The sequence below is a fragment of the Peribacillus sp. FSL P2-0133 genome, assembly GCF_037975445.1.
Taxonomy (GTDB): domain Bacteria; phylum Bacillota; class Bacilli; order Bacillales; family DSM-1321; genus Peribacillus; species Peribacillus simplex_E.
The window spans coordinates 1,596,894-1,620,235 of record NZ_CP150254.1 but is presented as its reverse complement, the minus strand read 5'-3'; the positions used below and the strand labels follow the sequence as shown (position 1 = coordinate 1,620,235).

30 protein-coding genes are annotated in these 23,342 nt (G+C 40.4%); 7 read left to right on the top strand and 23 right to left on the bottom strand.

The features are described 5' to 3' along the window. Positions 1–94: 94 nt before the first annotated feature. Positions 95–487 (bottom strand): DUF3397 domain-containing protein, encoded by a 393-nt coding sequence (locus MKY17_RS07840; protein WP_098371089.1) that lies wholly within the window; start codon positions 485–487, stop codon positions 95–97. 4 nt (positions 488–491) lie between these two features. Then, complete coding sequence (locus MKY17_RS07835) at positions 492–1,376, bottom strand: 2-dehydropantoate 2-reductase (RefSeq protein ID WP_098371090.1); 885 nt, start codon at positions 1,374–1,376, stop codon at positions 492–494. Positions 1,377–1,839: 463 nt separating this feature from the next. On the opposite strand from MKY17_RS07835, the gene MKY17_RS07830 reads away from it, so the two are divergent. After that, positions 1,840–2,328: an N-acetyltransferase gene (locus tag MKY17_RS07830; protein WP_098371091.1), complete on the top strand. Its 489-nt coding sequence runs from the start codon at positions 1,840–1,842 to the stop codon at positions 2,326–2,328. Positions 2,329–2,372: 44 nt separating this feature from the next. Here MKY17_RS07830 and MKY17_RS07825 read toward each other — a convergent pair whose 3' ends face one another. The 4 genes from MKY17_RS07825 to MKY17_RS07810 form a co-directional block, all read right to left on the bottom strand. Further along, positions 2,373–2,993 (bottom strand): RsfA family transcriptional regulator, encoded by a 621-nt coding sequence (locus MKY17_RS07825; RefSeq protein WP_098371092.1) that lies wholly within the window; start codon positions 2,991–2,993, stop codon positions 2,373–2,375. 78 nt (positions 2,994–3,071) lie between these two features. Beyond that, positions 3,072–3,836, bottom strand: coding sequence for an enoyl-CoA hydratase/isomerase family protein (locus MKY17_RS07820; protein ID WP_098371384.1), 765 nt, complete (start codon positions 3,834–3,836; stop codon positions 3,072–3,074). 148 nt (positions 3,837–3,984) lie between these two features. After that, positions 3,985–4,158: a 50S ribosomal protein L32 gene (gene rpmF, locus MKY17_RS07815; RefSeq protein WP_034313929.1), complete on the bottom strand. Its 174-nt coding sequence runs from the start codon at positions 4,156–4,158 to the stop codon at positions 3,985–3,987. A gap of 65 nt (positions 4,159–4,223) precedes the next feature. Beyond that, a complete protein-coding gene (locus MKY17_RS07810; RefSeq protein WP_098371093.1) occupies positions 4,224–4,745 on the bottom strand; it encodes a DUF177 domain-containing protein in 522 nt (173 codons plus the stop codon). Positions 4,746–4,963: 218 nt separating this feature from the next. Here MKY17_RS07810 and MKY17_RS07805 point away from each other — a divergent pair, with 218 nt between their 5' ends. Further along, entirely contained in the window at positions 4,964–6,169 is a 1,206-nt protein-coding gene (locus tag MKY17_RS07805; RefSeq protein WP_098371094.1) for a nucleotidyltransferase, read from the top strand. A gap of 92 nt (positions 6,170–6,261) precedes the next feature. Here MKY17_RS07805 and MKY17_RS07800 read toward each other — a convergent pair whose 3' ends face one another. Both MKY17_RS07800 and MKY17_RS07795 read right to left on the bottom strand, forming a co-directional pair. Beyond that, positions 6,262–7,287, bottom strand: a complete 1,026-nt coding sequence (locus MKY17_RS07800; RefSeq protein WP_098371095.1) for a SepM family pheromone-processing serine protease — start codon at positions 7,285–7,287, stop codon at positions 6,262–6,264. Further along, on the bottom strand, positions 7,277–8,074 hold the full coding sequence (locus MKY17_RS07795; protein ID WP_098371096.1) for a patatin-like phospholipase family protein: 798 nt from the start codon (positions 8,072–8,074) through the stop codon (positions 7,277–7,279). Before MKY17_RS07795 ends, MKY17_RS07800 begins: the two co-directional genes overlap by 11 nt. Before the next feature lie 307 nt (positions 8,075–8,381). Here MKY17_RS07795 and ylbJ point away from each other — a divergent pair, with 307 nt between their 5' ends. Next, positions 8,382–9,599: a sporulation integral membrane protein YlbJ gene (ylbJ, locus tag MKY17_RS07790; protein WP_098371097.1), complete on the top strand. Its 1,218-nt coding sequence runs from the start codon at positions 8,382–8,384 to the stop codon at positions 9,597–9,599. A 41-nt stretch (positions 9,600–9,640) separates the two neighbouring features. Here ylbJ and coaD read toward each other — a convergent pair whose 3' ends face one another. Further along, on the bottom strand, positions 9,641–10,132 hold the full coding sequence (gene coaD, locus MKY17_RS07785; RefSeq protein WP_098371098.1) for a pantetheine-phosphate adenylyltransferase: 492 nt from the start codon (positions 10,130–10,132) through the stop codon (positions 9,641–9,643). Continuing rightward, positions 10,133–10,708, bottom strand: a complete 576-nt coding sequence (gene rsmD, locus MKY17_RS07780; RefSeq protein ID WP_034313946.1) for a 16S rRNA (guanine(966)-N(2))-methyltransferase RsmD — start codon at positions 10,706–10,708, stop codon at positions 10,133–10,135. A gap of 470 nt (positions 10,709–11,178) precedes the next feature. Here rsmD and MKY17_RS07775 point away from each other — a divergent pair, with 470 nt between their 5' ends. Continuing rightward, complete coding sequence (locus MKY17_RS07775) at positions 11,179–11,568, top strand: methylthioribose kinase (RefSeq protein WP_098371100.1); 390 nt, start codon at positions 11,179–11,181, stop codon at positions 11,566–11,568. Between the two features lie 54 nt (positions 11,569–11,622). On the opposite strand, the gene MKY17_RS07770 is transcribed toward MKY17_RS07775, so the two are convergent. Then, positions 11,623–11,898, bottom strand: a complete 276-nt coding sequence (locus tag MKY17_RS07770; RefSeq protein WP_048684554.1) for a YlbG family protein — start codon at positions 11,896–11,898, stop codon at positions 11,623–11,625. Between the two features lie 137 nt (positions 11,899–12,035). On the opposite strand from MKY17_RS07770, the gene MKY17_RS07765 reads away from it, so the two are divergent. Further along, entirely contained in the window at positions 12,036–12,359 is a 324-nt protein-coding gene (locus tag MKY17_RS07765) for a hypothetical protein (RefSeq protein WP_098371101.1), read from the top strand. Positions 12,360–12,504: 145 nt separating this feature from the next. On the opposite strand, the gene MKY17_RS07760 is transcribed toward MKY17_RS07765, so the two are convergent. Genes MKY17_RS07760 through MKY17_RS07745 form a run of 4 tightly spaced genes read right to left on the bottom strand, consistent with a single transcriptional unit; the run spans position 12,505 to position 14,187 of the window. Further along, complete coding sequence (locus MKY17_RS07760) at positions 12,505–12,954, bottom strand: YlbF family regulator (protein ID WP_098371385.1); 450 nt, start codon at positions 12,952–12,954, stop codon at positions 12,505–12,507. Positions 12,955–13,014: 60 nt separating this feature from the next. Next, a complete protein-coding gene (locus tag MKY17_RS07755; protein WP_098371102.1) occupies positions 13,015–13,440 on the bottom strand; it encodes a hypothetical protein in 426 nt (141 codons plus the stop codon). Positions 13,441–13,500: 60 nt separating this feature from the next. Next, positions 13,501–13,743 (bottom strand): YlbE-like family protein, encoded by a 243-nt coding sequence (locus tag MKY17_RS07750; protein ID WP_098371103.1) that lies wholly within the window; start codon positions 13,741–13,743, stop codon positions 13,501–13,503. Positions 13,744–13,755: 12 nt separating this feature from the next. Next, positions 13,756–14,187: a YlbD family protein gene (locus MKY17_RS07745; protein WP_286177006.1), complete on the bottom strand. Its 432-nt coding sequence runs from the start codon at positions 14,185–14,187 to the stop codon at positions 13,756–13,758. Positions 14,188–14,246: 59 nt separating this feature from the next. Between MKY17_RS07745 and MKY17_RS07740 the strand changes: the two genes are divergently transcribed. Continuing rightward, complete coding sequence (locus tag MKY17_RS07740) at positions 14,247–14,390, top strand: hypothetical protein (RefSeq protein WP_339201624.1); 144 nt, start codon at positions 14,247–14,249, stop codon at positions 14,388–14,390. Positions 14,391–14,527: 137 nt separating this feature from the next. On the opposite strand, the gene MKY17_RS07735 is transcribed toward MKY17_RS07740, so the two are convergent. Then, positions 14,528–15,562 carry a CAP domain-containing protein gene (locus MKY17_RS07735; RefSeq protein ID WP_286177007.1) on the bottom strand — a complete coding sequence of 345 codons (1,035 nt, stop codon included), beginning with the start codon at positions 15,560–15,562 and terminating at the stop codon, positions 14,528–14,530. 345 nt (positions 15,563–15,907) lie between these two features. On the opposite strand from MKY17_RS07735, the gene MKY17_RS07730 reads away from it, so the two are divergent. Beyond that, positions 15,908–16,270, top strand: coding sequence for a YugN family protein (locus MKY17_RS07730; RefSeq protein ID WP_076366720.1), 363 nt, complete (start codon positions 15,908–15,910; stop codon positions 16,268–16,270). A 112-nt stretch (positions 16,271–16,382) separates the two neighbouring features. On the opposite strand, the gene MKY17_RS07725 is transcribed toward MKY17_RS07730, so the two are convergent. The 7 genes from MKY17_RS07725 to cyoE form a co-directional block, all read right to left on the bottom strand. Beyond that, positions 16,383–16,844 (bottom strand): DUF420 domain-containing protein, encoded by a 462-nt coding sequence (locus MKY17_RS07725; protein ID WP_179891037.1) that lies wholly within the window; start codon positions 16,842–16,844, stop codon positions 16,383–16,385. Between the two features lie 206 nt (positions 16,845–17,050). Continuing rightward, on the bottom strand, positions 17,051–17,962 hold the full coding sequence (gene ctaG, locus MKY17_RS07720) for a cytochrome c oxidase assembly factor CtaG (protein WP_339202339.1): 912 nt from the start codon (positions 17,960–17,962) through the stop codon (positions 17,051–17,053). A 142-nt stretch (positions 17,963–18,104) separates the two neighbouring features. Further along, the gene (ctaF, locus tag MKY17_RS07715) at positions 18,105–18,440 is read right to left on the bottom strand and encodes a cytochrome c oxidase subunit IVB (RefSeq protein ID WP_048684534.1); all 336 of its coding nucleotides are present in this window, start codon (positions 18,438–18,440) and stop codon (positions 18,105–18,107) included. A 3-nt stretch (positions 18,441–18,443) separates the two neighbouring features. After that, complete coding sequence (locus tag MKY17_RS07710; RefSeq protein WP_098371107.1) at positions 18,444–19,073, bottom strand: cytochrome (ubi)quinol oxidase subunit III; 630 nt, start codon at positions 19,071–19,073, stop codon at positions 18,444–18,446. Beyond that, on the bottom strand, positions 19,073–20,944 hold the full coding sequence (ctaD, locus tag MKY17_RS07705; protein WP_098371108.1) for a cytochrome c oxidase subunit I: 1,872 nt from the start codon (positions 20,942–20,944) through the stop codon (positions 19,073–19,075). Before ctaD ends, MKY17_RS07710 begins: the two co-directional genes overlap by 1 nt. A gap of 24 nt (positions 20,945–20,968) precedes the next feature. After that, entirely contained in the window at positions 20,969–22,051 is a 1,083-nt protein-coding gene (gene coxB / locus MKY17_RS07700) for a cytochrome c oxidase subunit II (protein WP_098371109.1), read from the bottom strand. Positions 22,052–22,305: 254 nt separating this feature from the next. Further along, positions 22,306–23,244 carry a heme o synthase gene (cyoE, locus tag MKY17_RS07695; protein ID WP_098371110.1) on the bottom strand — a complete coding sequence of 313 codons (939 nt, stop codon included), beginning with the start codon at positions 23,242–23,244 and terminating at the stop codon, positions 22,306–22,308. Between the last annotated feature and the right edge of the window lie 98 nt (positions 23,245–23,342).

The following is a 23,342-nucleotide window of genomic DNA, read 5'->3' as shown; positions in this document are numbered from 1 at the left end:
CTCTGCAACTACAATTCTTTTTAGAGTATAACATTCCGGTTTAAGAAAACAAAAGAAGTTGCCCAGCAGCAGAAAATTGATGTGATGTTCTATGTTATGTAGTCAATATCTTCGTAATACTTGTAATTATTCCGATGGAGAATAATAGAAGGTAAGCTACAAAAAAGAAGGCGAAGTTCACTCTCCAAAAACCCTTTAATACCTTATGGAAAATGATTTCTTCTTTTACCTTGTAATGGACAAGGACCACCACGAATGCGTTGATGATCATGATTAGCATGATCACCCAAAGAATCTGCTTATCCCAAATCGTAATGATCAAATAATGGACGGATAATATGAACAGCAGCGTACTCATGTCCATTGCAAATTGAACGGAGCGCCTATGGTTTCCAGTGAATTGTTTGGCACTTATAAAAAAAAGTAAATACCCTACGAAAGGCAAGGTAATAAATATCGCGGCAAGGCTTGAAACTACGTACGGCACATCCTCATCCCCCCTGAGACTCTTTTCCTTTGACCATCATATATAGAGAAGATGTCAGGCAATCACTTTTCCCTTTACTCTTTGCCTCCGAGAGGATATGACCCAAAATAGCATCAATTTCCGTTTTACGGCCATTTTCTATATCTTTTAGCATTGACGATCGATTTTCTGCAGTTGCCATACAAACGGATTTCACATGTTCAAAAGACTCATCCTTATTTTGAACTTCCAAAATACCGGAGATTTCTTCAAAAAGATCTTGAAATAATTGGTAGTAATAGGAGTTAGTGATTAAACCGCCATTTTCCACATCAAGTATCGCCGTTAACGGGTTTATCACTGCATTAACGAGAAGCTTATCGATCAGCATCGAGTGAAAATCCTCGCTCTTCGCAAAAGGAAAATGATCGATCCTTTCATTCACTAACGATAGTTGCTCAAGTTCCCCTTTAAAGGAAGCGATCCTTGTAATGCCGTGCCCTGTATGCTCCACGGTATTCCCGTCATGTTTCAATGCCCCATGCTCCACTACCCCCACATATATGGTCGGGGATTGAAGCTGCTTTAAATAAGAAATATGACCATAGCCATTCTGCAAGAATAGCAATGGAACCTGAATACCTTTTATCCTAGGCAGTATTTGCGGCAGATGATATTGCTTGACGGCCAATATTAGAAGATCCACATCCGATATCCCATCATCCAGGCCCTTGGAAATGATGCCTGTCAGCAGCCTGCTTTCACCATCCGCAATAAGACGGATTCCATCACGTTGGATGATGGACGCCTGATCCGCAGTATGAGTATAGAGTGTCACACTATGTTTTCCACTTAAATAAGATGCAAACAGCAGCCCTATGGCCCCTCCCCCAATGATTCCAATTCTCATAATACCCTTCCTTACTTATTGAAATATATTCACTATTTTATCACATTATCTTTTTTATCCTGCATCAATTTTCCCATCGTTGGAAAACGCAGCACATCTGATTGAATGAAATTGAACTGCCATTAACAAGGCTCGTCATAAAATACCAATGAAAAGAATTATTAATACGCCCTTGAAGATATATTTTCTTCTTTAAGCGTTAATTTAATGGTATATTAGATACGAAAAGCTTAGCCATTTTGAATACTTTTAGGAACAAAAGATAACTCCAAACTCAACCCGCGAGAAATTGAAGGGAAAAGGGCGGGGGATTAAAGGCTATAAGCATTTAGACAGCTAGGATAAGTCGATGTTGTCATACTAGATTTGACCTTAGCTGGAATTCCACATCGTAAAGATCAGTGGGATGACTTTCAAAGGGTACTATCGAAGAGGTTTATCAGAATTAAGGGGGAGCTTTTTTATGGAATACAAGGTGGAACGATTACTTGTAAATTTTAAAACGCTTGAGGAATTCAAAAAATTCAAAGAATACGGGATACAGGAACTGTCAATGCTAGATGATTTAGAGGGTAACATCATCGAAAATGACAGCCAATCACCTTTTTACGGAATCTTTTATGGCGACAAACTTGTAGCCCGCATGAGCCTGTATAAAAGAAGTGCTAAATTCGACCAGTATTTTGACAAGTCTAGGGACTTTCTTGTTCTTTGGAAACTTGAAGTCCTGCCTAACTATCAGAAAAAAGGTTATGGAAGCGCTTTGGTCGAATTCGCCAAAAGCCTGAACACGCCTATCAAAACCAATCCAAGAGTTCATTCACAAGACTTTTGGAAAAAGATGGGTTTTTCTGCTGTTTCCTATGATTTGGACAGGGACCTCGGAGAAAACCCGCTGATTTGGAGCCCATTTGACATACAAGATAATAAAGAAATAGATACACAAGAATAAGGAAGCATCAAGAAAATGCGGGCGGATTTTCCCACCCGCATTTTTTATTTATTGACCCTTTCTAGATTACCATTCTTATCCATTTGGAAACTCACCTTCGGATTAGTCTTTTCGTCCTCTTGTACACTAAGTTTTCTCGCGCGCTCCATAATCTGCATTAACGCACGGTAATCTTCCTCAACAGCTTTCAGGTTTTCTTTAAGCAATACATTCTCTTCCAATAATCGGGCATTTTCCCGTTCAAGAAATAGGGACCGCTCAGAAATCCGTTCTTTTTCCTTATTATCAAGCTGAAAGAATTCATCCATTTTAGTTAAATATAATATAACTTCCTGAAGGGTAATAGATTCTTTATCTTCATGCTCGGGCGTTTTTTCTTCAATCGTGACATTCTCCGCCACTGCAACCGAATCCATTTCCATTTCAGGATTATTGACTACCTGTTCTTTCCTTTGTTTTTTCGCCAGCTCTATCCCAGACTTATATTGCTTCCTTACAAATGAATTCCAACGGAACCCACAAGCAGCAGATGTCCTCGATAACTGTTTCCCCACTTCTTCAAACGCCTTTAATTGTGTACTGCCTTCTCGTATATGCCTCAGTACCACTTCAGCCAACAACAGATCCTCATCATGATTCCATGCATCTTGTCTCGCAATCGTCATCTCTCTACCTCCCAGCAAGTTTTAATTCATAATATGCACATGCTAGGAAAGATAGAAGATATATAGAGCGTGTAATATTTATTTTTTCTTATTTAAAAAACGATCGACAGCAGCATGATGCTCATCACTCGCCCACAGTTTAGAACATTCCCGGATTTCCGCATCCATTCTTCCTTTAAGCCCGCTCCCCTGCCATTTATGGACCAGCAATCGTTTATAGGCCATCAATACCCCTGTCTCATGGCGAAGAAAATCTTCTGCGAACATTTCCCATCCATCCGTACCTTCTCCGACTATCTCATCTACGAAACCAAATTCCTTTGCTTCCTCAGCTTTATGTATTTTTGCATCCAATAATAGCTTTAGCGCTTTTTGCTCTGGTATTTTTTCAAGTAAAAGTGAAGCTCCGCCCCAGCCTGTCGTTATTCCCAGTGTACCTTGCACAAACCCTAGCTTGACTTCACTCTTTGCTAATCTGAAATCACAAGCTGTCGCTATTTCGCATCCACCGCCGAAAGCACTTCCATTGATGAGCGCTATTGTTGGTTTTGGGAAAACTGCTAGTTTATACAGAATTTCACCCATTTTCGATAACATAGCAAAGGCCTCTTCTTCTGTATGCAAATCCTGAAATTCCCTTAGATCCCCACCTGAACAGAATGCCTCAGATCCCGCCCCTGTCAGGACTAGCAACTTAACTTCATCATCGTATGCAGCTTCTGACAATATCAACTCAAGTTCGTCCATCAATTGATAATTCACGGCATTCCTTTTCTCCGGTCTATTAAATAGGAGCTTCATGAAACCGCGTTTATCCTTTTCAACTTCAATCACCTGATCCATGTAAACACCTTCTCCAAAATCATCGGCAAACATAGATGATTCAAAATATTCTGCCAAATATATTTGTAAAAAAAGCACAGAGAAAAATCCCTGCGCTTTGATTAGCGTGTTGCATCAAGAAAGCAAAGCTCTCAAGTAGGTCAAGAAATTATTTTGCGACAACTTCTTTTCCTTTATATGTTCCACATTCTTTACAAACGTGATGTGAAAGAGTCATTCCACCACAGCTCGGGCATTCTACCATACCAGGTACTTGAAGCTTGAAGTGCGTACGACGTTTTCTTTTTACAGTTTTCGACGTTCTTCTAAAAGGTACAGCCATTATTCCCACCTCCTTAAAAAATATAAAAAAGCTGGAAAAATCGGATTAACGATTTTTCGTTCCAATCAAGATTCTTTATTGTTGTCAAAAAAGTCGGCAAGCTTTGCAAATCTCGGATCAACCTTATGCTCATTTTCCTCTTCAGAAATAACAGCCCAGTCTTTTCCGGATTGAGGAGCAGCTTCGTTCGAATCGACATCCTCACAAAAAACCTGCATCGGAATTTCTAGCAATAAATTTTCTTTAATTACCGGTATTAGGTCTACAACATCACCTTCCACAACAGTGACATCATCTCCGTAGAAATCAGCGCCATCTGCCTTTAAAAGAAAGGTTTCCTTTGTATCAATATCAATCGGATATTTAACGTCTACCAGTGTACGGGAGCAAGGTAATGTTAATTCACCTGAAAGATGCAAGTGAAAAGTAATCTCGGTCGAGCTGATATCAGCTCTTCCTGCTACTCTGATCGGAGAAACATCGCGAATTTGCGGGTCTCTTTCTCTAATGTCCAAGACATCCACCAGTTCATCAAACCGTAAATCTTTGTCCCGAATTTTTTGAAGTTGACTAATCGTCCATTTCAAATGAAATCACCTCAAGGCAACAAAAATAATTATAGCTTTCAATTATAAGTTTGTCAATATTTTTTCTTTACACTATAATGTAGTCATCCTAACTGATTGTCTAAGTTTAAGAATCATTTCAAACAAAGAATCCGGACGATTACTTATAGTAATTTTACTTGAAATACTATTTTAGCACTAAGTTGATAAAATACAAAGTTTTTCTCTGAGGTGAACGAATGAAAGCTTGCGGTTTAGTAGTCGAATATAACCCTTTTCACAATGGACATGTTTTACATGCAAGAGAAAGTAGAGAAAAAACAGGGGCAGATGTTGTGGTCGCTGTTATGAGCGGACCCTTCTTACAGCGTGGCGAGCCCGCTATCGTCAGCAAGTGGACACGTGCCGAAATGGCCTTGAACGGCGGCATAGATCTTGTCATTGAGCTACCCTATGCTTTCGCGACACAGAAGGCGGAAATATTTGCAAAAGGATCTATTTCTCTTTTGGAATCCCTTGGCTGTGACTCCTTTTGCTTTGGAAGCGAGGATGGCAGAATTGAACCATTCATCACTGCCCACAGAATTCTATCGGATAATTCCGCTGCATTCGATGCCGCAATTAAATCGGCTATGGATGCCGGTAATAGTTATCCGGCCAGTGCTGCCCAGGCTTATCGATCGATCATCAATGGTGATGCCGGATTGGATTTGACTAAGCCAAATAATATTCTTGGAAAGGAATATGTAAGTGCTGCACTTTCCAACGGCTACTCCATTCGCCCTTATACGATTCAAAGGGTCGCTGCCGGATACCATGAAACAAAGTTGTCCAAAGACCCTATTGCCAGTGCAACGGGGATACGAAAAGCCATCCATGAACACCAGGAGTTAAATTCTGTTTCCAGTTATATTCCTCAACCGACGATGAATGGTCTTGAGCAATATTTAAAGCACTACCATGCCTTGCATGACTGGGAAATGTATTGGCCCATGTTGAAATACCGAATCCTTTCTTCCTCTTTAACCGATTTAGCAGGGATATACGAAATTGAGGAAGGCATTGAACACCGGATAAAGGAGATGGCCAAACAATCTTCGAGCTTTTCTGGATTCATGGCAGCCCTGAAGACAAAACGCTACACTTGGACACGACTACAACGGATGTGTGTCCATATATTGACCCATACATTAAAGGAACAGGTGATTCACAATGACCAACCAGCCTATATCAGACTTCTTGGCATGAATGGCCGGGGACAAGATTATCTTCGCACTGTAAAAAAAGGCTTACCCCTCCCGCTCATCTCTAAACTTTCGTCCTATCAGAAACAGGATATCGATACGGACTTGCGAGCGGCACGGGTGTATGCATTGGGCTTGTCGGAACCATATCAAGCTGCATTGATGAAACGGGAATATGAATCTCCCATCATTTTCAAATGAAGAATCGTTTAAGCTTGGCCCGTCCATCCTTAAGAGTAAAAATCAAATCATCAAAAAAAGCGCAAACAGTAGATGACTGCCTGCGCTTTTTTTCATTTTTCTTTTCCTTTTAGCTTCGTTAAATAGTCTATTGCATCATCAAAGTTGTCCACCGGCACGATCTTCATGTCCGTGTCGATATCCTTTGCTGCAATAAGTGCATCTTCATAATTCGAACCTGCTGCTCCGTTTTCATTCGGGGCAAAGAATATTTCGGCTCCTGACTTATCGGCTGCAACTATTTTCTGTTGAATTCCGCCAATTGGACCGACTGTCCCATCGTCGGACATCGTTCCTGTCCCCGCTATGTCATATCCATTTGTAAGATCGCCCTTTGTTAATTGATTATAAATTTCCAATGAAAACATTAAACCAGCCGAAGGACCGCCTATTTGTTCTGAATCAATGGAAATCGCCGGTTTTGTGGTCACTTTTCGATTATCATCCAGCGAAATGCCTATTCCTACCCTATTTGGGTCATTTTTAAAAGGCTGCAAAGAAAGAACGGCCGTTTTCTCCGTCTCTTCCCGCTTATAAACTATTTTAACTTCGTCTCCAGCCTTCTTTCCGTTAATATAGTTCATGAATTCCTGTGCAGACTTGAATTTAACATCATCGACCTGAATGATTTGATCGCCCGCTTTCAGCTCTTTAGCTGCCGGCATTCCTTTTAGCACGTCCAAAACATATACACCCAGGTACTCGTATTCGACTTCTTTCCCTGCTTTTTCATATGCGATCTGAATGGCATTATTTTTAGAACCATCCATTAAGTGCAGCTGCCTGATATTATATTCTTCATCTGTTTCATCTTCGCTTCGAATGGAGGTTTCCGGATAAAGTTCCTGATATTTGCTCCACTTCGCCAGCATGTAGGAATATACATTCGCCCGGCCCATCCTTACAGTGGTTAACATAAAGCTTCCTTTTGCTTCATCTCCTCCGGATACCTCAATGATTGGCTCCAATTCTTTAGCCATTCCTGGTTTTGATACATAAAAAGGTAGGGAATAAAGGGCTGATGCTATGAGAAGTATAGCCACCACCAGGAAAGTGCGTACATACATTTTACGGCTCATCTTCAAAGGACTCCTTCCAAGTAACAATACTCTGCTTAATTTGATCTATCTTTCCTCTTGCAGCTTCTTCTCCAATACTAATTATTTCCTGAACGTTTGTAAATGATTTCGAGCTGTATTTCTCCACCCTGGGGCGTATCATGACGTCTGAAGCAAACTCCCTGCTTTTAACCAGCTCCATTTGCAGGATATCGAGGCTTTGCATGATGACGTCATAGATGGAGTTTATCTCCATATCCTGTTTCACGTGGGCTACATCCACACCAATTATGATGTCTGCTCCCATATCCTTCACGACTGAAACTGGAACCCTGTCAACAACGCCTCCATCTACAAGCAGCCTGTTCCCGATTTTTTCGGGAGTGAAAATACCGGGAATGGAGATGCTTGCCCTTACAGCCGGTGCGATGGGACCTTCCTGAAAAATGACTTTTTCCCCCGTTTTTATATCAGTGGCGACCACCGCCACAGGAATATCAAGTTCTTCAAATTTCTTTCCATATGTAAATACCCTGATTAAATCCTTTGTCCGTTTACCCGAAATGAAGCCCATTTTAGGTATGGTAAAGTCTAAATAATACTTTCGCTTAAATGCACGGGACAACTTATACAGCCTCTCGATATCCGAACCCGCTCCATAAAAGGCAGCAACCATAGCCCCCATGCTGCTTCCGGCAATCATATCTATCGGAATGCCTTCTTGCTTTAATACCTTTATCACGCCAATATGTGCAAACCCCCTAGCTCCTCCTGACCCAAGTGCAAGCCCGACCTTTGGTTTCGACAAAGATATCCCTCCCGCTGTAACTAGTTCAAAATATTGAAATAACACTCATTCAAAGTTATGGTCTTAAACGGATTTATAGAAGCATATTATTTATATTGACAGTGAAACAAGCATGGCGGATATAACCTATGTAGCCAATAAAGTGAGGTCTTCATTGAAATTCCATTGTGCGGATCATCCTCATTTATACATGTCGGTACAATCCATATTCCATCATGCGCTTACTTTTCGAGAAAAGGAAGTTCATATTTTATTATATACGAAACGAACTGCCCTTATTTAGAAACCTTCAAGAGGAGGATGAATTTTGCTAAAATCAAAATCAAAAACAGTACTGTTAGCTACCTCCGTCACGATGATGGCAGTTGGCTTGATCATCTTCCCCCAAGAATCCTTTGAAGCTTCCAAAGGCGGACTGAATATTTGGTGGACAATTGTTTTTCCTTCGCTTCTACCTTTCTTGATTCTCTCGGAGTTATTAATCAGTTTTGGTGTTGTCAGGTTCATTGGCGTCATGCTCGAACCATTTATGCGTCCCTTATTCCGTGTACCAGGAGTGGGCGGTTTCGTTTGGGCGATGGGACTTGCATCAGGGTTTCCAGCTGGAGCGAAATTCACTGTAAGGCTTCGTCAGGAGGAACAATTGACACGCATCGAAGCTGAGAGACTCGTTTGTTTTACTAATTCATCGAATCCATTGTTCCTGTTCGTTGCCGTTGCCGTTGGGTTTTTCCACAATCCTCATTTAGGGATCATCCTTGCACTTTCCCACTACTTAGGAAATTTTTGTGTAGGCATCATCATGCGTTTTTACCGTTGGAAAGAAGAAAAATCCCATACAAATGTAATGGCCAAGCTCCCCTCCATAAGACAAGCCTTTAGCCAAATGCATCGAACCAGAATAAAAGAAACAAGACCATTTGGCAGTTTACTTGGAGATGCGGTACTCTCATCCATTCAAACCCTATTAATGATCGGGGGATTCATCATTCTCTTTTCGGTGGTGAACAAGCTTTTATTTCATATGAACATAACCGGATTGCTGGCATCAGGGGTCAGAGGAATTTTACATATTTTCAATTTCCCCGATTCCTTAAGCCTCCCCTTCATATCAGGCATGTTTGAAATGACTCTTGGTTCAAAATTAACCAGTACGGTCGAAGATGCGACACTCTTTCAGCAAACTGTGATGACAAGTTTCATCTTAGCTTTCAACGGTTTCAGCATTCAAGCGCAAGTTGCCAGCATCATTGCCGCAACAGACATTCGTTTCACTCCCTTTTTTCTGGCAAGGATAGCACATGGCCTTCTGGCATCCATTATTACCGTCTTACTTTGGGGACCATTATATAAAGGCAATATGTACAGCGGCAGCCCGATAAATGCATTCCCAGTCAGCGGTTCCGGTGAACACGTGAATTCCCTATATCAGAACATGCTTGATTTCGGACCCATTCTGACACTCGTGTTTTTGATCCTATACATCATCATATTTACCAAAAGGCTATTCAAAGGCCTTTCGTAAACCGAAAAAAAGAGCATTGCGCGTTGGCAATGCTCTTTTTTCTATCCTTTCAGTTCCTCGTATTTTTTGGCCAGAGCTTTCTCGACGACGCTTGGCACTAGTTCGGAGATATCCCCGCCATACTTCGCAACCTCTTTCACGATACTTGAACTCAAGAAAGAATATTGATTTTTCGTCATGATAAAGAATGACTCTATTTTATTGTTAAGGAATCGGTTCATCGAAGTTCCCTGCATTTCATATTCAAAGTCGGAAGTCGCCCTCAATCCCCTAATGATGGCATTCGCGGAAACGCTTTCAGCATAGTCGACCGTCAATCCCTGATAGAAATCCACTTTAACATTCGGCATATGAGCAGTCGCTTCAGTAATCAATTCCAGTCTCTCCTCCACAGTAAAAAGTGAATTTTTCGCTGAATTGTTCACGATGACCACATATACCTCATCAAAAACATTCGCTCCCCTTTGAATGATATCAAGATGACCAAATGTTATTGGATCAAAACTCCCCGGACAAATCGCTATTTTGGACATTCATAGTTCCCCCTGTTCGTGTACGTTTCCCCATTGATAAATCGTAACGGCAATGACGCCATAAACTTCTTTTCTCTTAACGGTAAAGTCACCAACTTTTTCTGGCAATGTAACATCATGGCCATGCTCACAAACAATGTATCCCATATCGTTCAGCAATCGGTATTTATGTATTTCTTCAAGAATCTCGACAAGCTTTTGTTTCTTATAAGGTGGATCAAGAAAAATCAATTCAAAAGTCATTTCCCTTTTCACCAAAGCCTTCAGTGCACGCTCTGAATCATTTTTATAAACTTCTGCACGGTCTGAAAACTTGCATAGTTCCAAATTGGCCTTAACCGTTTGATTTGCTTTAAAATCCCGGTCGACAAATATGGCTTTATCCATGCCTCTGCTTAACGCTTCAATTCCCAGTCCACCGCTCCCGGCAAACAAGTCGAGGACCAGCCCTCCTTCGAAATAAGGACCAATCATGTTGAAAATAGATTCCTTGACTTTATCAGTAGTCGGCCGGGTTCCTGTACCCGGTACAGCCTTAAGTGGTCTTCCTTTGCAAATTCCGGAAACGACCCTCATCATCCTCACCACATTTTATGACAAATTTCTGTTACTTTCCTATCCTAACATATTAGAAAAAGCTAGCCAATATTTAAACCGATTTGGCTTCACTTCCAAGATGAAAATCGACTTATCATTTCGGACCATAAAGGAAGATATCCATTCTTTTTATAAATCTTTTACATTTTGAATAATAAAGTGGTTTTTGGCAATAATGTGAATAACAACATTCCTTTTTAGGTGTTGTTGCCAACCGCGGAGAAGGCTTACGTTTCCCCATAAGTTCTTCCTCCGGTTTCTCCTCTCCCTTTGCCTTCTGGTCCTTAGTTAGACATAGAAGGACCCTGCATATTTTTGCAGGGCTTTTTTTTTTGATAAACCTCTGATATCTAATTTTCTTTGTCATGATTCGTCAATGAAGTTGTCCTTCTCTTTTATGAGGGATAATGATAAAGTAATGAATAATAAGTTAGTTAGGAGAGGTTTAATTGATTCAACGTTTTATTGAAATTGGACAAGGATATTCCGATATATATGAGTTGCTGGAAGTAGGCCGCAATCAGAAACATCGAGTTGCAAGGCTTTTGGCTATGCATTCTACTATTGATGATAAAAAGGTAACATCATTGGTTATCGTCATGCAGCCCACAGATCCCGGGAAATTCCAGCCACTTTACATTTGCCGTGAAGGTATACCGAACCCTCACGCCACCAAAAACAAACGCTATGAGCTTTTTGAGAACTTGGCGGAGGAACTGGATAGACCAATTATTGAAATCGACGTGAAACCTTCGGTGCTCTTTGCAGAAATCGAGTTGTACTACCAACACTTAATCGGCATTTTGCGAATGAATAGATATTTGCCCCCATTAGGTTGAAAGATGTTGATGCCAGAAATTGAAAAAAGCTGACTCCGCATGAGTCAGCTTTTTTCAAATTCCCATTTTATAATCATATTCTTTCGCTTTATCCGGTTTGGAGTTTTCGAACTCCACCTTCAAAAAAGGCTTGTAAGAAAGGTCCACTTTTTTAACGAACGAATAATTATTCAGCTTTTCCACTAGTGGTTCCACTTCATCCATATTCGTATAAAGCACTACATATTTCAACTTTTTTGAAACATAATGGATATTTCCAAATTTCCTAAGCATTTTGGCTTGTTTTAATGTATGTAAATAGACGATGATTCCCTGTCTCGCTCCAAGCATATCAATAACTCCCTTTTATAAAGGTTTTAACTAAGTGTAGCATAGCAGAATCTTTACTTTCAACCAAGAAAAAAAGATTATAAACGAAATTCTCTCACTATTATGAATATACACACTGTGAAGGGAGACAAACAACGATGGATTTAAACCAAATTTGGAGTCAATTTATTGATCATCTATTAGATAATGATGAAATTACCCAAGCTTCGATAAAAAAGTTCACAGGTATACCATTTATATATATCCATTATCATCCGGCACAAAATGGTAATAGTAAGCTTTCCTTCTTAATAAAAAAAGCTGCAAGCCTTTCAATGCGTGGCAAGCAGCTTCATTGTGAAACCATTTTCGTACGACAGGAAGAACATTTATATGTATTCCGGCATCGTTTTTATGTGCCGCAGCAAAAGATGTTTTGCTGTGGCAACCTATGTCCGGATTGTATCTTATATCGCAGTTAATCACTTTGTAACGTATCAGGTTGACCAACTGTCTCGTTGAAGATTCCTTACATGACACAGCCACCGAACTCCGTAGCAATATCGAATTTCGGTGGCTGCATGTTCTTATATAGCGGCCTGAATGTTCACGATTCTTGCCATTACTTTAAGCAGAGCATCCACAACTTCCGCCGGTTCCGCAGCTTCCCGTTGAACATCCACCTGATGAAACAAAAAATGGATTCCCCGCTGGGGTTTTGACCTGTTCAGAAACGGCTCGGCCAATTCTTCCGCTTATTTCATCAAGAACGGATTGTAATTCGGTCTCCGCCAGCTTAAACCTTGCTACGGCAGGATGCATATCCATGTCTCGTTTAGCTTGCCTGGTTTCTAAATTGATGCGTTTATAATCCGGATGATATTTACCGAACCTCTGAACATCTTCAAATAGATCCTTTAGCGAAGTAAACTTGGAAATTTTCCGCTGTGCCTCTTTGTCGCTTTGTAATTTATATAAACTAAGAAGGTATTCTTCCCCTATTTCAGAATGAAGGATCATTTCAGCTAATCCATCAGCCTGTTGTAAAATGTTGATGATTTCCATAGTAGCAAGCATTAACAAGCTCACCTCCACAACCATTTTACCATTTCTCCCTTTTAGATGCTAATGGTTTGATTAAATCGAGGAAGTGATATGTACCTCAATCTCTTTTTGCAACCCTGTTTTTTCACCTGAACTATTCAAGACTTCCAGCTTAATTTTATGCATGCCATTCGGGACTTCCTTTAAGATAAATGCTGCCGTTTTCATATCGACTTTCTTTTGATTATCAATAAATACGGACACAGTTGCCAATTGTTCAGGATTTGATTCAGAAAAACCATAGTTTTTCAAGTAGCACTCGACATAGACAGAGTTGCCTTTTACAAAAGTTTTTACCCGAAAGTCCTCATCTGAGTTTCGGATGCTCGATACAGTGGTGGCAGCTTTATGTGTAGAAACATCTTGCATGGCTACTCCTGAATTTTCAGGTTCCGGTATTTTCTTTCCACAACCCGACGCTGCCATCAACACTGTGAGAGCCAAAATCAACTTTCTCATTCCATCGTCCCCCTTTTGCCTTTATTGTTCGCCAAAAGGAGTAATTTACTCTTATTTTCTTCATTCACCTGAAGCATTCATCGCTTGAAACATATGAAGCATCATTGAGGCAACCTGAACGCTATCCGAAAATTTAGAGACCCGATGTGGAATCGACTTCTCAAAATAATATTTCGCTTCGGTTTCAAACACATCCACTTCATGGGGATTACGCATTAACCTTTTGTACCATGCAGGCTGAATCCTCAAGTAATTACGCATATCTTCGTTTGTTTGAATGAATTCATATATATTCTGACGCATGAAAAACCCTCCTTAATCTTTGGTGAATAAAAAAGGGTTAGCTCTCTGCTCTTTTTCTTTTGGGGGAGGACTGGTATCACCTGACTTATTCCCTTGGAAAGCAGATAGTACTCCTTGGATTGCACCGATGGCCTGATTGGCATTCGTAATATATTGTTGAATCTGCCCCATATCCATATTTTTAACTGCACTCATTAACGAACCGATCAACTCAGTGCTTTGGTCTCCCTTTTCAACCGGCGGTGATGGGGACCCTGTATTCACTTTGGACTCGCCCACACTGCCGTCAGCCTGCCAGCGTGGATGATCTTCTCCGAGTAAATACCACTCTTCAAAAAGTTCCTGCCATGTTGCTTGTTTGCTTCTCACTTCATTCACTAAATTAGGATGTTCCTTTACAAACTCCCGAAATCCATCCACGGAGGGCCGCTTTCTTTTTGCCATTACTCTCACCTCACACTTAGACATCGCCTATTGCACCATATGCTAAAGGTAAATAAAAAGTGCATAACATTCCTTTTAAAATGCAATTAGATGATTTGGGGATGAGTACCCTTATAGTTCCAAAAGGGTATGCTGCCGTGACTGCGGATATCCAAGTTGGTTATGTAAACCCCTCCATTGGCGATCGATTCCGTGCAAATTAATACTTAGGCATACAATCATCATCAAGGGAAAGGTCAACCGTGATGATGGGGAACTTGCGCTACAAAGACAGGGACCTTTTTCATTTTCAAAATATAATCCAGAACAAGAAAACGGACCCAAATCGGATCCGTTTTTTTTATCTCTTTATGAAATTCTGGGTGTAGTACTTTTTATATACCCCGACGCCCAGACCTGTAAATTCCTCGTTCAGCATCGCATCCCGATGCCCTTTGCTATTTAGCCAACCTTCCATGACTGCAGCTGCGTCAACATAATTAGCCGCTATATTTTCACCTGCTGACCTGTATTTTACATGGCCTGCATCGAGACGCTTTTCCAAATCCCCATTTGTTTCAGTAACATGGGTTCCTTCAGGTGCGTCCGTCATTTCCCGGCTATGAAGGTAAGCAACCTCTGCAGTTGGCGCATCCCATTCTAAAGGCTTCAAATCAAACCTGCTGCGCATTATATTCGTAATATCGAATATTTGCTGCTCATTGCCCTCTTCCACTTTCGCCAAGTCTTCATCAGAAAGGTCCTTAACTGTCACAAGTTCACCATGATAGGTCAACTCATACGGCTGTTGTTTCAATAAGGCGGAATCATTCAAAAATCGGATGCTTGAAACAGTCCCGGTGAATTTATCCAAATATAGCTGAACATTAATATTCCCTAAATCAATCAACGGCCTCATGTTCATATCTTCCTCCGACAATTCAAAACGATAGGAACTGTGACCAACTTCAATATCAACAGTGGGTTCCACATATAAGCTGGAATAGATGGCATCAATCGATTGTCCAATTTTAAAAGGAGCGACATTGACCTCATCACCGATTCCATAAGCAGATACCACTTTTTCATTTTCAACGGCTAATTGGAAATAATTATCATAGTCCTTTTTATAAACCCACCATTCATATCCATAGGCGGACATATCAATTCGATCTGGCTTACCATATTCCTTTTCTATCTCTTTTGCATTTTTCCCGATCGTTACCGCCAGACCTTCTGTCACTTCAGTAACCCCTTCCTTTTCAGAGGAAGGGCTTTTTTCATTTATATGTCCATTGGGGTTAACACCTTTGTTACCATCAATAAGAGGGTTTCCTTCATCTTCATCGCCGATATTAAGATAAATACCTATTACGAAAAAAATAATAATTAACACCAACACCTTACCTAAACCGCGCAGAGGAACACTCCCTCTCTCTATCTAATTTATGTATCCAATGCAAAAACCTTTCTTACCTGATTATATCACTGTTCAATCATAATTTTCTAATTTACGATAGACTGTCCCTTCATTAAATTTATTTAAAAAATGGAACTTTTGCGAATGATTAAAATACCATGGTTGAGTTCATTGCAACTTCCACCATTTCGTACTATTATAAAATATAGGATAAAATGGTATATTATAAACATACTTGGAGATTTTTAATATATTCATGTACATAATATTTTCCCGGTATGTCATTTTAATTCTCAATAGTAAACATAGGAGGTACTACTCGTGAAATTTGAAAGCTTTGGAATCGAAAACATCACAGCCGACTTAAACCGATTAGATGACCTAATGCCGCAATATGGTTTAATACGTGCAGAACAATGGGATTACGAAAGAGTTAGTTACGATCGTAAGTTCGACTTAAAAGAAGGCACGTTTTACCTGAGAATACTTGGCTATGCTACAGAGGGTGATGTAGGCGCTCACAGGGCCGTCATCAAACTAATGGTTCCTCTATTAGGAAAACACTATTATCCACATGGAGTTGAATATGGTGAAGGAGAGGATTTCCCTGCATCACTAGTTAAACAAAGTGAAAAAATCCTCGCTCAAATTAAAGAAGAACTTACACAATTCAACGGCCTGTAAAAGCCGTTAGTGAAAAGTAGGTACAAAGAGAGAGGATCATGTGTGATGCTCTCTTTTTTTATATCCATTACAAAAGCCTGATGCTTATTTTGCACCAGGCTTTTTCGTTATTTTAAAATCCTAGGATCGCCTTTATTAAAGATGTTGTTTCGCCGCCATGATAAATGACATAAAGCAGGATGTACACAGCTACTCCAGTAATCCCAGTGAAAAACCAAATGATGCTTGTCGCAGGCCCAATTTTTTTATGAATGGCGAATTTACCTTTAAACCCAGTGGTAAGCATGATGATCCCCAAAACAGCTCCAGTTGTTGCAAGCGTTATATGGAAAATCAAAAAAATCGTATAATAAATTTTAATGTCAGCGGGTCCGCCAAATGACGTACTACCGATGAAGACCGTCCGGGAAAGATATATAGTGAAAAAGATTACCGCAAAAACCGCAGCTGCCATCATGGTTTTTTTATGGGTCTCGATTTTGCGTTGTTTAATTTGATACCAGCCTATTGCAACAGTGATGGCACTTAATACAATGAAGGCTGTACTTATCGTTGGAAGGATTGGTAAAGACATATGAATTGTAGTCCTCTCTATATTTATTAATCAACTACCATTTTATAAGAGGCAATCATAAAATTCAATAAAATCAAGGATTATTAACAGAATGCTCACTTTTATAGAATAGGCAAGTCAAATCACTGGCTATTTGGTTTAAATCGAAAATCAGGCAAAGGCAGATAAAAGACTTGTCCGCCCCAGACCAGTCTTTTATCGTACAATTATTCTACAGTCTGAAAATCCGAAGGTATCGGATCGATATCATTTTGGCCGCCATTCTCCTTTTTGAACCAAGCAAAGAAAATGACACCCAATACGTAGCCTAAAACGATTTCTTGAATCACCTTCATCAAAACCCCGCCAAGCTGTTGATCTTCAAGCAGTGGCAGTCCATTGAACATTTCTGGGCCACTGAGCGTTAAACCTGACAGTGCTGAAGCCGGAACGCAAAGTTCCATGGCACTGGCCCAAGATTCCGCATTGGTGAATGTATCATACATCGGATCATTAGCAAAAATGATTAAAGCGCAGGCAGGGGTCATTAGAATGCCACTCCCGAATATATAAGCTACTTTTTTCACACCTGATAGACTTTCACGTTCGGGCAGCTGATTGACAAGCGGGAACCACATCAAAACAGCAGTCGTAAATAAAAGGATCGTGTAGCCGGCATGAATCCACATCCCCGTTTTGATATAGTCGAACACTAACGGGATATGGTACAGCGAGAATAGAACATTAAATAGTAAAAGGGCGACAAGAGGTCTCGTAAAAAATTGAAATAACGCCTTCACTCCCCTTGAATTTATGAAAGTTCTCATAAGCCAATCTGGAATCGCAATGATAAATAAAGGCGGAATCACGAGATAGAGCAGTGCCATTTGAAACATGTGTGCACTGAACATGATATGGCTCAATAAATCCAGTGGGGATCCTTTTACCACATAAAGGAGGAACATGGCTATCAAAAAATAAGTTGCCTGTTTAACGGAAGGCGATGAACTGCCCGGAAACTTCTCCCCTTTTTTTGTCACCAGCCAAAAATAGCCTACGGTTATAAGTACGAGGGCGGCAAAATAATAAGGACTCCACAAAGCGCGAAATCCGAAAATATCAATAGACAAAAAAATCACCTCGTTCATAAACTTTTTCTTACTTTCATTATACCTAAAATGAAACATTGTAACAAATATAGATAAACTTGGATTGTTTTTCTGGAAAATCACCACATAAAGAAAAACCGGCTATCATTCAATAGCCGATTTTCTTTATGGTTTATAACCAAACAATCGTTGTGAACACAAGGACAGTTATCAAGCCGACTGCAAGGCCGGAAAATAAGAACAATGCAATGGTGCCATGCCCTTTATGCTTCATGTGCATGAAATAATACAATTGGAAAATCACTTGTACAACTGCCAGCAGCAAAATGACTGGCTTAATGAACCAATGTGAAAAACCCTCAATTCCTACTGCAGCAAAAGCAAGTAATGTAAAGAAAATCATAAGTGTAAATGATATCACTTGGTGTTTCATCTCTTCAGCATTTTTCTTACGGCGATATTTTAAATCGACATTCGGGTTCGCTGAATTTGATTGTTCATTCGCCATCAGTTATCCCACCATTCCCATTAAGTATACGACAGTAAAGATAAACACCCAGACTACGTCAATGAAATGCCAATAAAGACTCGCAACGAAAAATTTAGGAGCGTTATACAAATTCAAGCCCCTTCCTGCATTACGCACCATAAGACAAATGATCCAAGCCAAACCGAATGCAACGTGCCCTCCGTGAAAACCAACTAACGTATAAAACGCTGAGCCGAAGGCACTGCTCGTAAATGTATGATGGAATTCATGAACATAGTGATTAAATTCATAAATCTCGAGTCCAAGAAAACCTAAGCCAAGTGCAACCGTAATGACAAGCCAAGCCTGCATTTGTTTAAAGTGGTTATTTTTCATATGATACATCGCATACACACTAGTCAATGAACTGGTCAATAACAGCATGGTTGCTACAAAAGTAAGGGGTAATTCGAATAAATCTTTAGCTAGGGCTGCATCACCATTTGGAACTTTATCCTTCAATGCTAGATAAGTTGCAAATAATGAGGCGAATAATACCGTCTCTCCACCAAGAAACAACCAGAATCCCAAATACTTATTTTTACCTTCTAAAGTCGCTTTCTCGGGAGAAGCAGGCCAGGTAGCATCCGTGAATCTTTCATCTGTCTGCATTATGCCTTACCTCCCTTGTCTTTATCGTCCATAAGGTCTTCTTTATGAATATGGTACCCATGATCGTCTTTAACGGAACGGATAAACATTGAACCAAATGTTACCAAAAGTCCCACTATCATTATAGGCAGGGTCCAAGTCTTATCATCCATATGGTATAAAGCACCGAATGCGGCGATAAATAAACCGGAAGCAATCGTTAAAGGAAGAATGGATGAATTAGGCATATGGATATCCCCAAGTGGTTCTGCAGGAGTCATTTCCTTTTTCCCTTCCATTTTTTCAACCCAGTAAGGATCTAATCCCCGGACTAACGGAAGCTGTTTAAAATTATAAAAAGGCGGTGGTGATGGAATGGCCCATTCCAGCGTACGGCCATCTCCCCAAGGATCATTTCCGACTTTTTCATTCTTCACAGATGTAATGATGATATTGATGACCATAACCAAGACACCAAATGCCATCAAAAAGGCTCCAACAGTACTAATCATATTACCTGTATTGAAACCTTGATCGTCCAAGAATGTAAATACGCGACGAGGCATCCCCATCAAACCTAAGAAATGTTGAATGAAGAATGTTAAATGGAAACCAATCAAGAAAGTCCAAAATGTGATCTGCCCCAATTTTTCGCTTAACATCGTTCCAAACATCTTCGGCCAATAGAAATTGATTCCAGCCAGTAAACCTAATACAACCCCACCGACGATTACATAGTGGAAATGAGCAACAACGAAATAACTATCATGGTATTGATAATCAGCAGGTGCAGATGCGAGCATGATGCCTGTTACGCCACCCATTGTAAATGTAGGGATAAAGGCAACTGCATAAAGCATCGGAACCGTGAACTTGACGCTTCCTCCCCACATCGTAAAAATCCAGTTGAATATCTTAATACCTGTCGGTACAGCGATAGCCATGGTCGCAACGGCAAAGATTGCATTTGCGATCGGACCTAGACCAGTGGTAAACATATGATGCGCCCAAACCATGAAACCTAAGAAACCGATTAAAACGGTTGCAAATACCATCGATGAATAACCAAACAATCTTTTTCTGGAGAATGTAGCGAAAATTTCGGAAAAAATACCGAACGCCGGAAGAATCAGGATATAAACTTCCGGGTGACCGAAAATCCAGAATAAATGCTCCCAAATAATCGTATTTCCCCCTGCCGCTACATCAAAGAAATTCGCGCCAAACATCCGATCAAACATCATTAACACCAATCCCACGGTAAGCGGAGGAAAAGCGAATAATATCAATGCAGATACGACGAAAGTTGACCAGGTAAACAGCGGCATACGCATATATGTCATACCAGGCGTACGCATATTAATAATGGTTACAAGGAAATTGATCCCTGCAATTAGTGTTCCAAAACCTGATATTTGTAATCCGAGGACGTAAAAATCAATGCCATGACCTTCGGAGTGCAGGGAAAGTGATGCATAAGATGTCCAGCCTGCATCTGGAGCCCCCCCTAAAAACCATGAAAGATTCAGAAAAATTCCGCCAAAGAAAAACAACCAAAAACCTAACGAGTTCAAAAATGGGAACGCAACATCACGTGCCCCTATCTGTAATGGTACAACCGCATTCATTACAGCAAACACTAACGGCATGGCCGCCAGAAATATCATAGTCGTACCGTGCATGGTCAATATTTCATTATAAAATCCGGCACTTACGAAATCATTGTTTGGGATTGCCAGCTGGATACGGATAAACATCGCTTCCAAACCGCCGATTACAAAGAATAACCCGCCAGAGATAAGATATAAAATGGCGATTTTCTTATGGTCTACCGTCGTCAGATAATCCCAAACCGTAGCGCCAAATCCTTTTTTATTAGCGTACGTACTCACGATTTAACCTCCTTAATCAATGTTCTATTTGTCTTCCACCTTAAGCTCCAATAGATAAGCTGCCAGTGCATTAATATCTGAATCTGAAAGTTCGCCGTAAGTACCGGTCATCGTGTTGCCCGGTTTATACTTCTCAGGATCCTTGATCCATTTTTTCACATTCTCTTCCGTATGATCCAATACGCCAGCTACTTTTTGACGCTCACCGAATGTAGCCAGATTCGGAGCCTGACGAGCTGCTTCAGGCCTGCTGTCATTTGGTGTCACCGCATGGCAGCCTATACAGCTTTTATTAAAGACATCTTCACCCTGTTTGGCTAGATCACCTTCAACGACAGGTTCCTTCGCGGCTTTCATATCTTTAGTCCACGCTTCAAAATCGCTTTTAGACTTCGGTACGACCTTAAAATCCATCAAAGCATGTGAAGGACCGCAAAGTTCAGCACATTTTCCGTAGAACAAGTTGTTCGAATCTTCTGCCTTTTTACTATCGAATTCTAAGAAAAACTGATTGACCCCTTCTGTATTTGTATCCATCTTTCCTCCGACAGACGGTACCCAGAATGAATGCTTAACATCTGAAGCAGTTAAGTTGAAGTACACTTTTTGATCTGTTGGCACAACCAAATCCTGACTTGTTACAACGCCGAGGTCTGGATATTCAAATTCCCACCAATAAAGGTTTGCCCTAACATTCACGACAAGTGCATCCTTCGTTTTTCCATCCTTATCTTTCTTATCCATTGCCTTTGTGTCGGCTAAGTCGAAAGTCGTGACGACGGTCGGAACAGCCAGAACAATTAAAAGAAGGATAGGAATAACAGTCCAGATAATTTCGAGTTTATGACTTCCTTCAATTTGTTTCGGTATTGTTTCGTCGCCTTCCTTCCGACGGAAGCGTAGTAAAACTACAACGAACAAAATAATCACAACAATAATAACCAGTACCATGATTAGTGTACTCAATATCAGTAAGTCATACTGAGATTGCGCAACATCACCTGCTGGCTTCAGGGCGGATAGAAATGGTTCGCCGCAGCCCGAAAGGACAAGTCCTACAATACCCAGCAGAGCAATCAGGCGCCATTTGTGCAGCCTTTTTTTCATAGCTTCAGAAACCCCTCTTTCGTCAAAATTTTCTCACAAAAATAAAAATGGGCGCAATTGCGAATATTCTCTCTATGTCAATTTCTAAAAAAGAAAGAATCCCTAATCCAAGGAATTATTAAGATGATTCATGTAACCGCTCTTATGTATGACCCCGTTGGTTCCGTTAATATGTATGAATGGCGGTCAGTGCATTATTTATCAGTAAGCTGGAGCCTGTAAAAGAACAGGACGCCAGCTTATTTAAACCAAAACTATATGAGAGTGACAATGACCATCGCTACAAATAAAATGGTCATATAATTTAAAGAATATACAAACATGGATGTTGCCCATTTAACATCATCTTTCTTTTTATACCCCTTAATCCCCAAAATAAGCCAACCCGTGCTCAATAATGCAGCAAGAATAACTAGCGGAGTTCCTAATGGAGTTAAAAAGAAAGGAATGAACATTAAACAGACGATCCATAGCATAATCGATCTTTTTGCCGCCTTGAACCCTTTTACTACCGGAAGCATGGGTACCCCAGCTGCACGATATTCTTCGACACGCCTCATTGCAAGTGCATAAAAATGAGGAGGCTGCCACAAGAACATGATCGCGAACAGGACCCAGGCGATCTTATCAAGGCCCGGGTCGACTGCAGCCCACCCGATAAGTGGAGGCACCGCTCCGGATATACTGCCTATAATCGTATTCGAGACAAATCTACGTTTGAAAACCATTGTATATAAAACAACATAGGCGAAGACGCCGAATGCTCCTAGTATGGCAGTTGTCATATTAGTCAATGCAAGTAAAATCAGCCCTGCAGCAATTAAACCGAAACTTAATGCCAATACCTTTGAAGGCTGTACTTTCCCAGTTACCGTTGGACGGTTTTTCGTTCTTTCCATTAAATGATCGATATCACGGTCATAATAATTATTGAAACTGCAAGATCCCGCCATTATGAGCGCCGAACCTGCAAGTGTATAAAACACTACATCTAGATTGTGTAAGAAGCTAAGCCCCGAAAAATGAAGAGCTAACCACACGCCGGTAAAAGCTGTAATTATATTTGAATTGACAATCCCCACTTTTATAAGTGCGAGAAAATCCTTCCAAGCTGTTGTTTCAGGTATATCCGATTGAAGGGCGGCTTTACTGTCCTCCATGACAGCTTCTGACAAACCCCTTGTTTCTGACATTTGTTTTCCTCCTTTAAATCATTCAAAACAGACGCAAATGCAAAAAAAAACTTACATATGCTATAGAACATTATTTCATACTTTTTAATATTTGTAAC

Bases quoted from the DNA above. Each gene is read 5' to 3' on its own strand.
- MKY17_RS07835 (WP_098371090.1), bottom strand. From the start codon at position 1,376: ATGAGAATTGGAATCATTGGGGGAGGGGCCATAGGGCTGCTGTTTGCA.
- MKY17_RS07830 (WP_098371091.1), top strand. From the start codon at position 1,840: ATGGAATACAAGGTGGAACGATTACTTGTAAATTTTAAAACGCTTGAG.
- MKY17_RS07825 (WP_098371092.1), bottom strand. From the start codon at position 2,993: ATGACGATTGCGAGACAAGATGCATGGAATCATGATGAGGATCTGTTG.
- MKY17_RS07820 (WP_098371384.1), bottom strand. From the start codon at position 3,836: ATGGATCAGGTGATTGAAGTTGAAAAGGATAAACGCGGTTTCATGAAG.
- rpmF (WP_034313929.1), bottom strand. From the start codon at position 4,158: ATGGCTGTACCTTTTAGAAGAACGTCGAAAACTGTAAAAAGAAAACGT.
- MKY17_RS07805 (WP_098371094.1), top strand. From the start codon at position 4,964: ATGAAAGCTTGCGGTTTAGTAGTCGAATATAACCCTTTTCACAATGGA.
- MKY17_RS07800 (WP_098371095.1), bottom strand. From the start codon at position 7,287: ATGAGCCGTAAAATGTATGTACGCACTTTCCTGGTGGTGGCTATACTT.
- coaD (WP_098371098.1), bottom strand. From the start codon at position 10,132: ATGTCCAAAATAGCGATTTGTCCGGGGAGTTTTGATCCAATAACATTT.
- rsmD (WP_034313946.1), bottom strand. From the start codon at position 10,708: ATGAGGGTCGTTTCCGGAATTTGCAAAGGAAGACCACTTAAGGCTGTA.
- MKY17_RS07770 (WP_048684554.1), bottom strand. From the start codon at position 11,898: ATGCTTGGAGCGAGACAGGGAATCATCGTCTATTTACATACATTAAAA.
- MKY17_RS07765 (WP_098371101.1), top strand. From the start codon at position 12,036: ATGGATTTAAACCAAATTTGGAGTCAATTTATTGATCATCTATTAGAT.
- MKY17_RS07760 (WP_098371385.1), bottom strand. From the start codon at position 12,954: ATGCTTGCTACTATGGAAATCATCAACATTTTACAACAGGCTGATGGA.
- MKY17_RS07755 (WP_098371102.1), bottom strand. From the start codon at position 13,440: ATGAGAAAGTTGATTTTGGCTCTCACAGTGTTGATGGCAGCGTCGGGT.
- MKY17_RS07750 (WP_098371103.1), bottom strand. From the start codon at position 13,743: ATGCGTCAGAATATATATGAATTCATTCAAACAAACGAAGATATGCGT.
- MKY17_RS07745 (WP_286177006.1), bottom strand. From the start codon at position 14,187: ATGGCAAAAAGAAAGCGGCCCTCCGTGGATGGATTTCGGGAGTTTGTA.
- MKY17_RS07725 (WP_179891037.1), bottom strand. From the start codon at position 16,844: ATGTCTTTACCAATCCTTCCAACGATAAGTACAGCCTTCATTGTATTA.
- ctaF (WP_048684534.1), bottom strand. From the start codon at position 18,440: ATGGCGAATGAACAATCAAATTCAGCGAACCCGAATGTCGATTTAAAA.
- MKY17_RS07710 (WP_098371107.1), bottom strand. From the start codon at position 19,073: ATGCAGACAGATGAAAGATTCACGGATGCTACCTGGCCTGCTTCTCCC.
- coxB (WP_098371109.1), bottom strand. From the start codon at position 22,051: ATGAAAAAAAGGCTGCACAAATGGCGCCTGATTGCTCTGCTGGGTATT.
- cyoE (WP_098371110.1), bottom strand. From the start codon at position 23,244: ATGTCAGAAACAAGGGGTTTGTCAGAAGCTGTCATGGAGGACAGTAAA.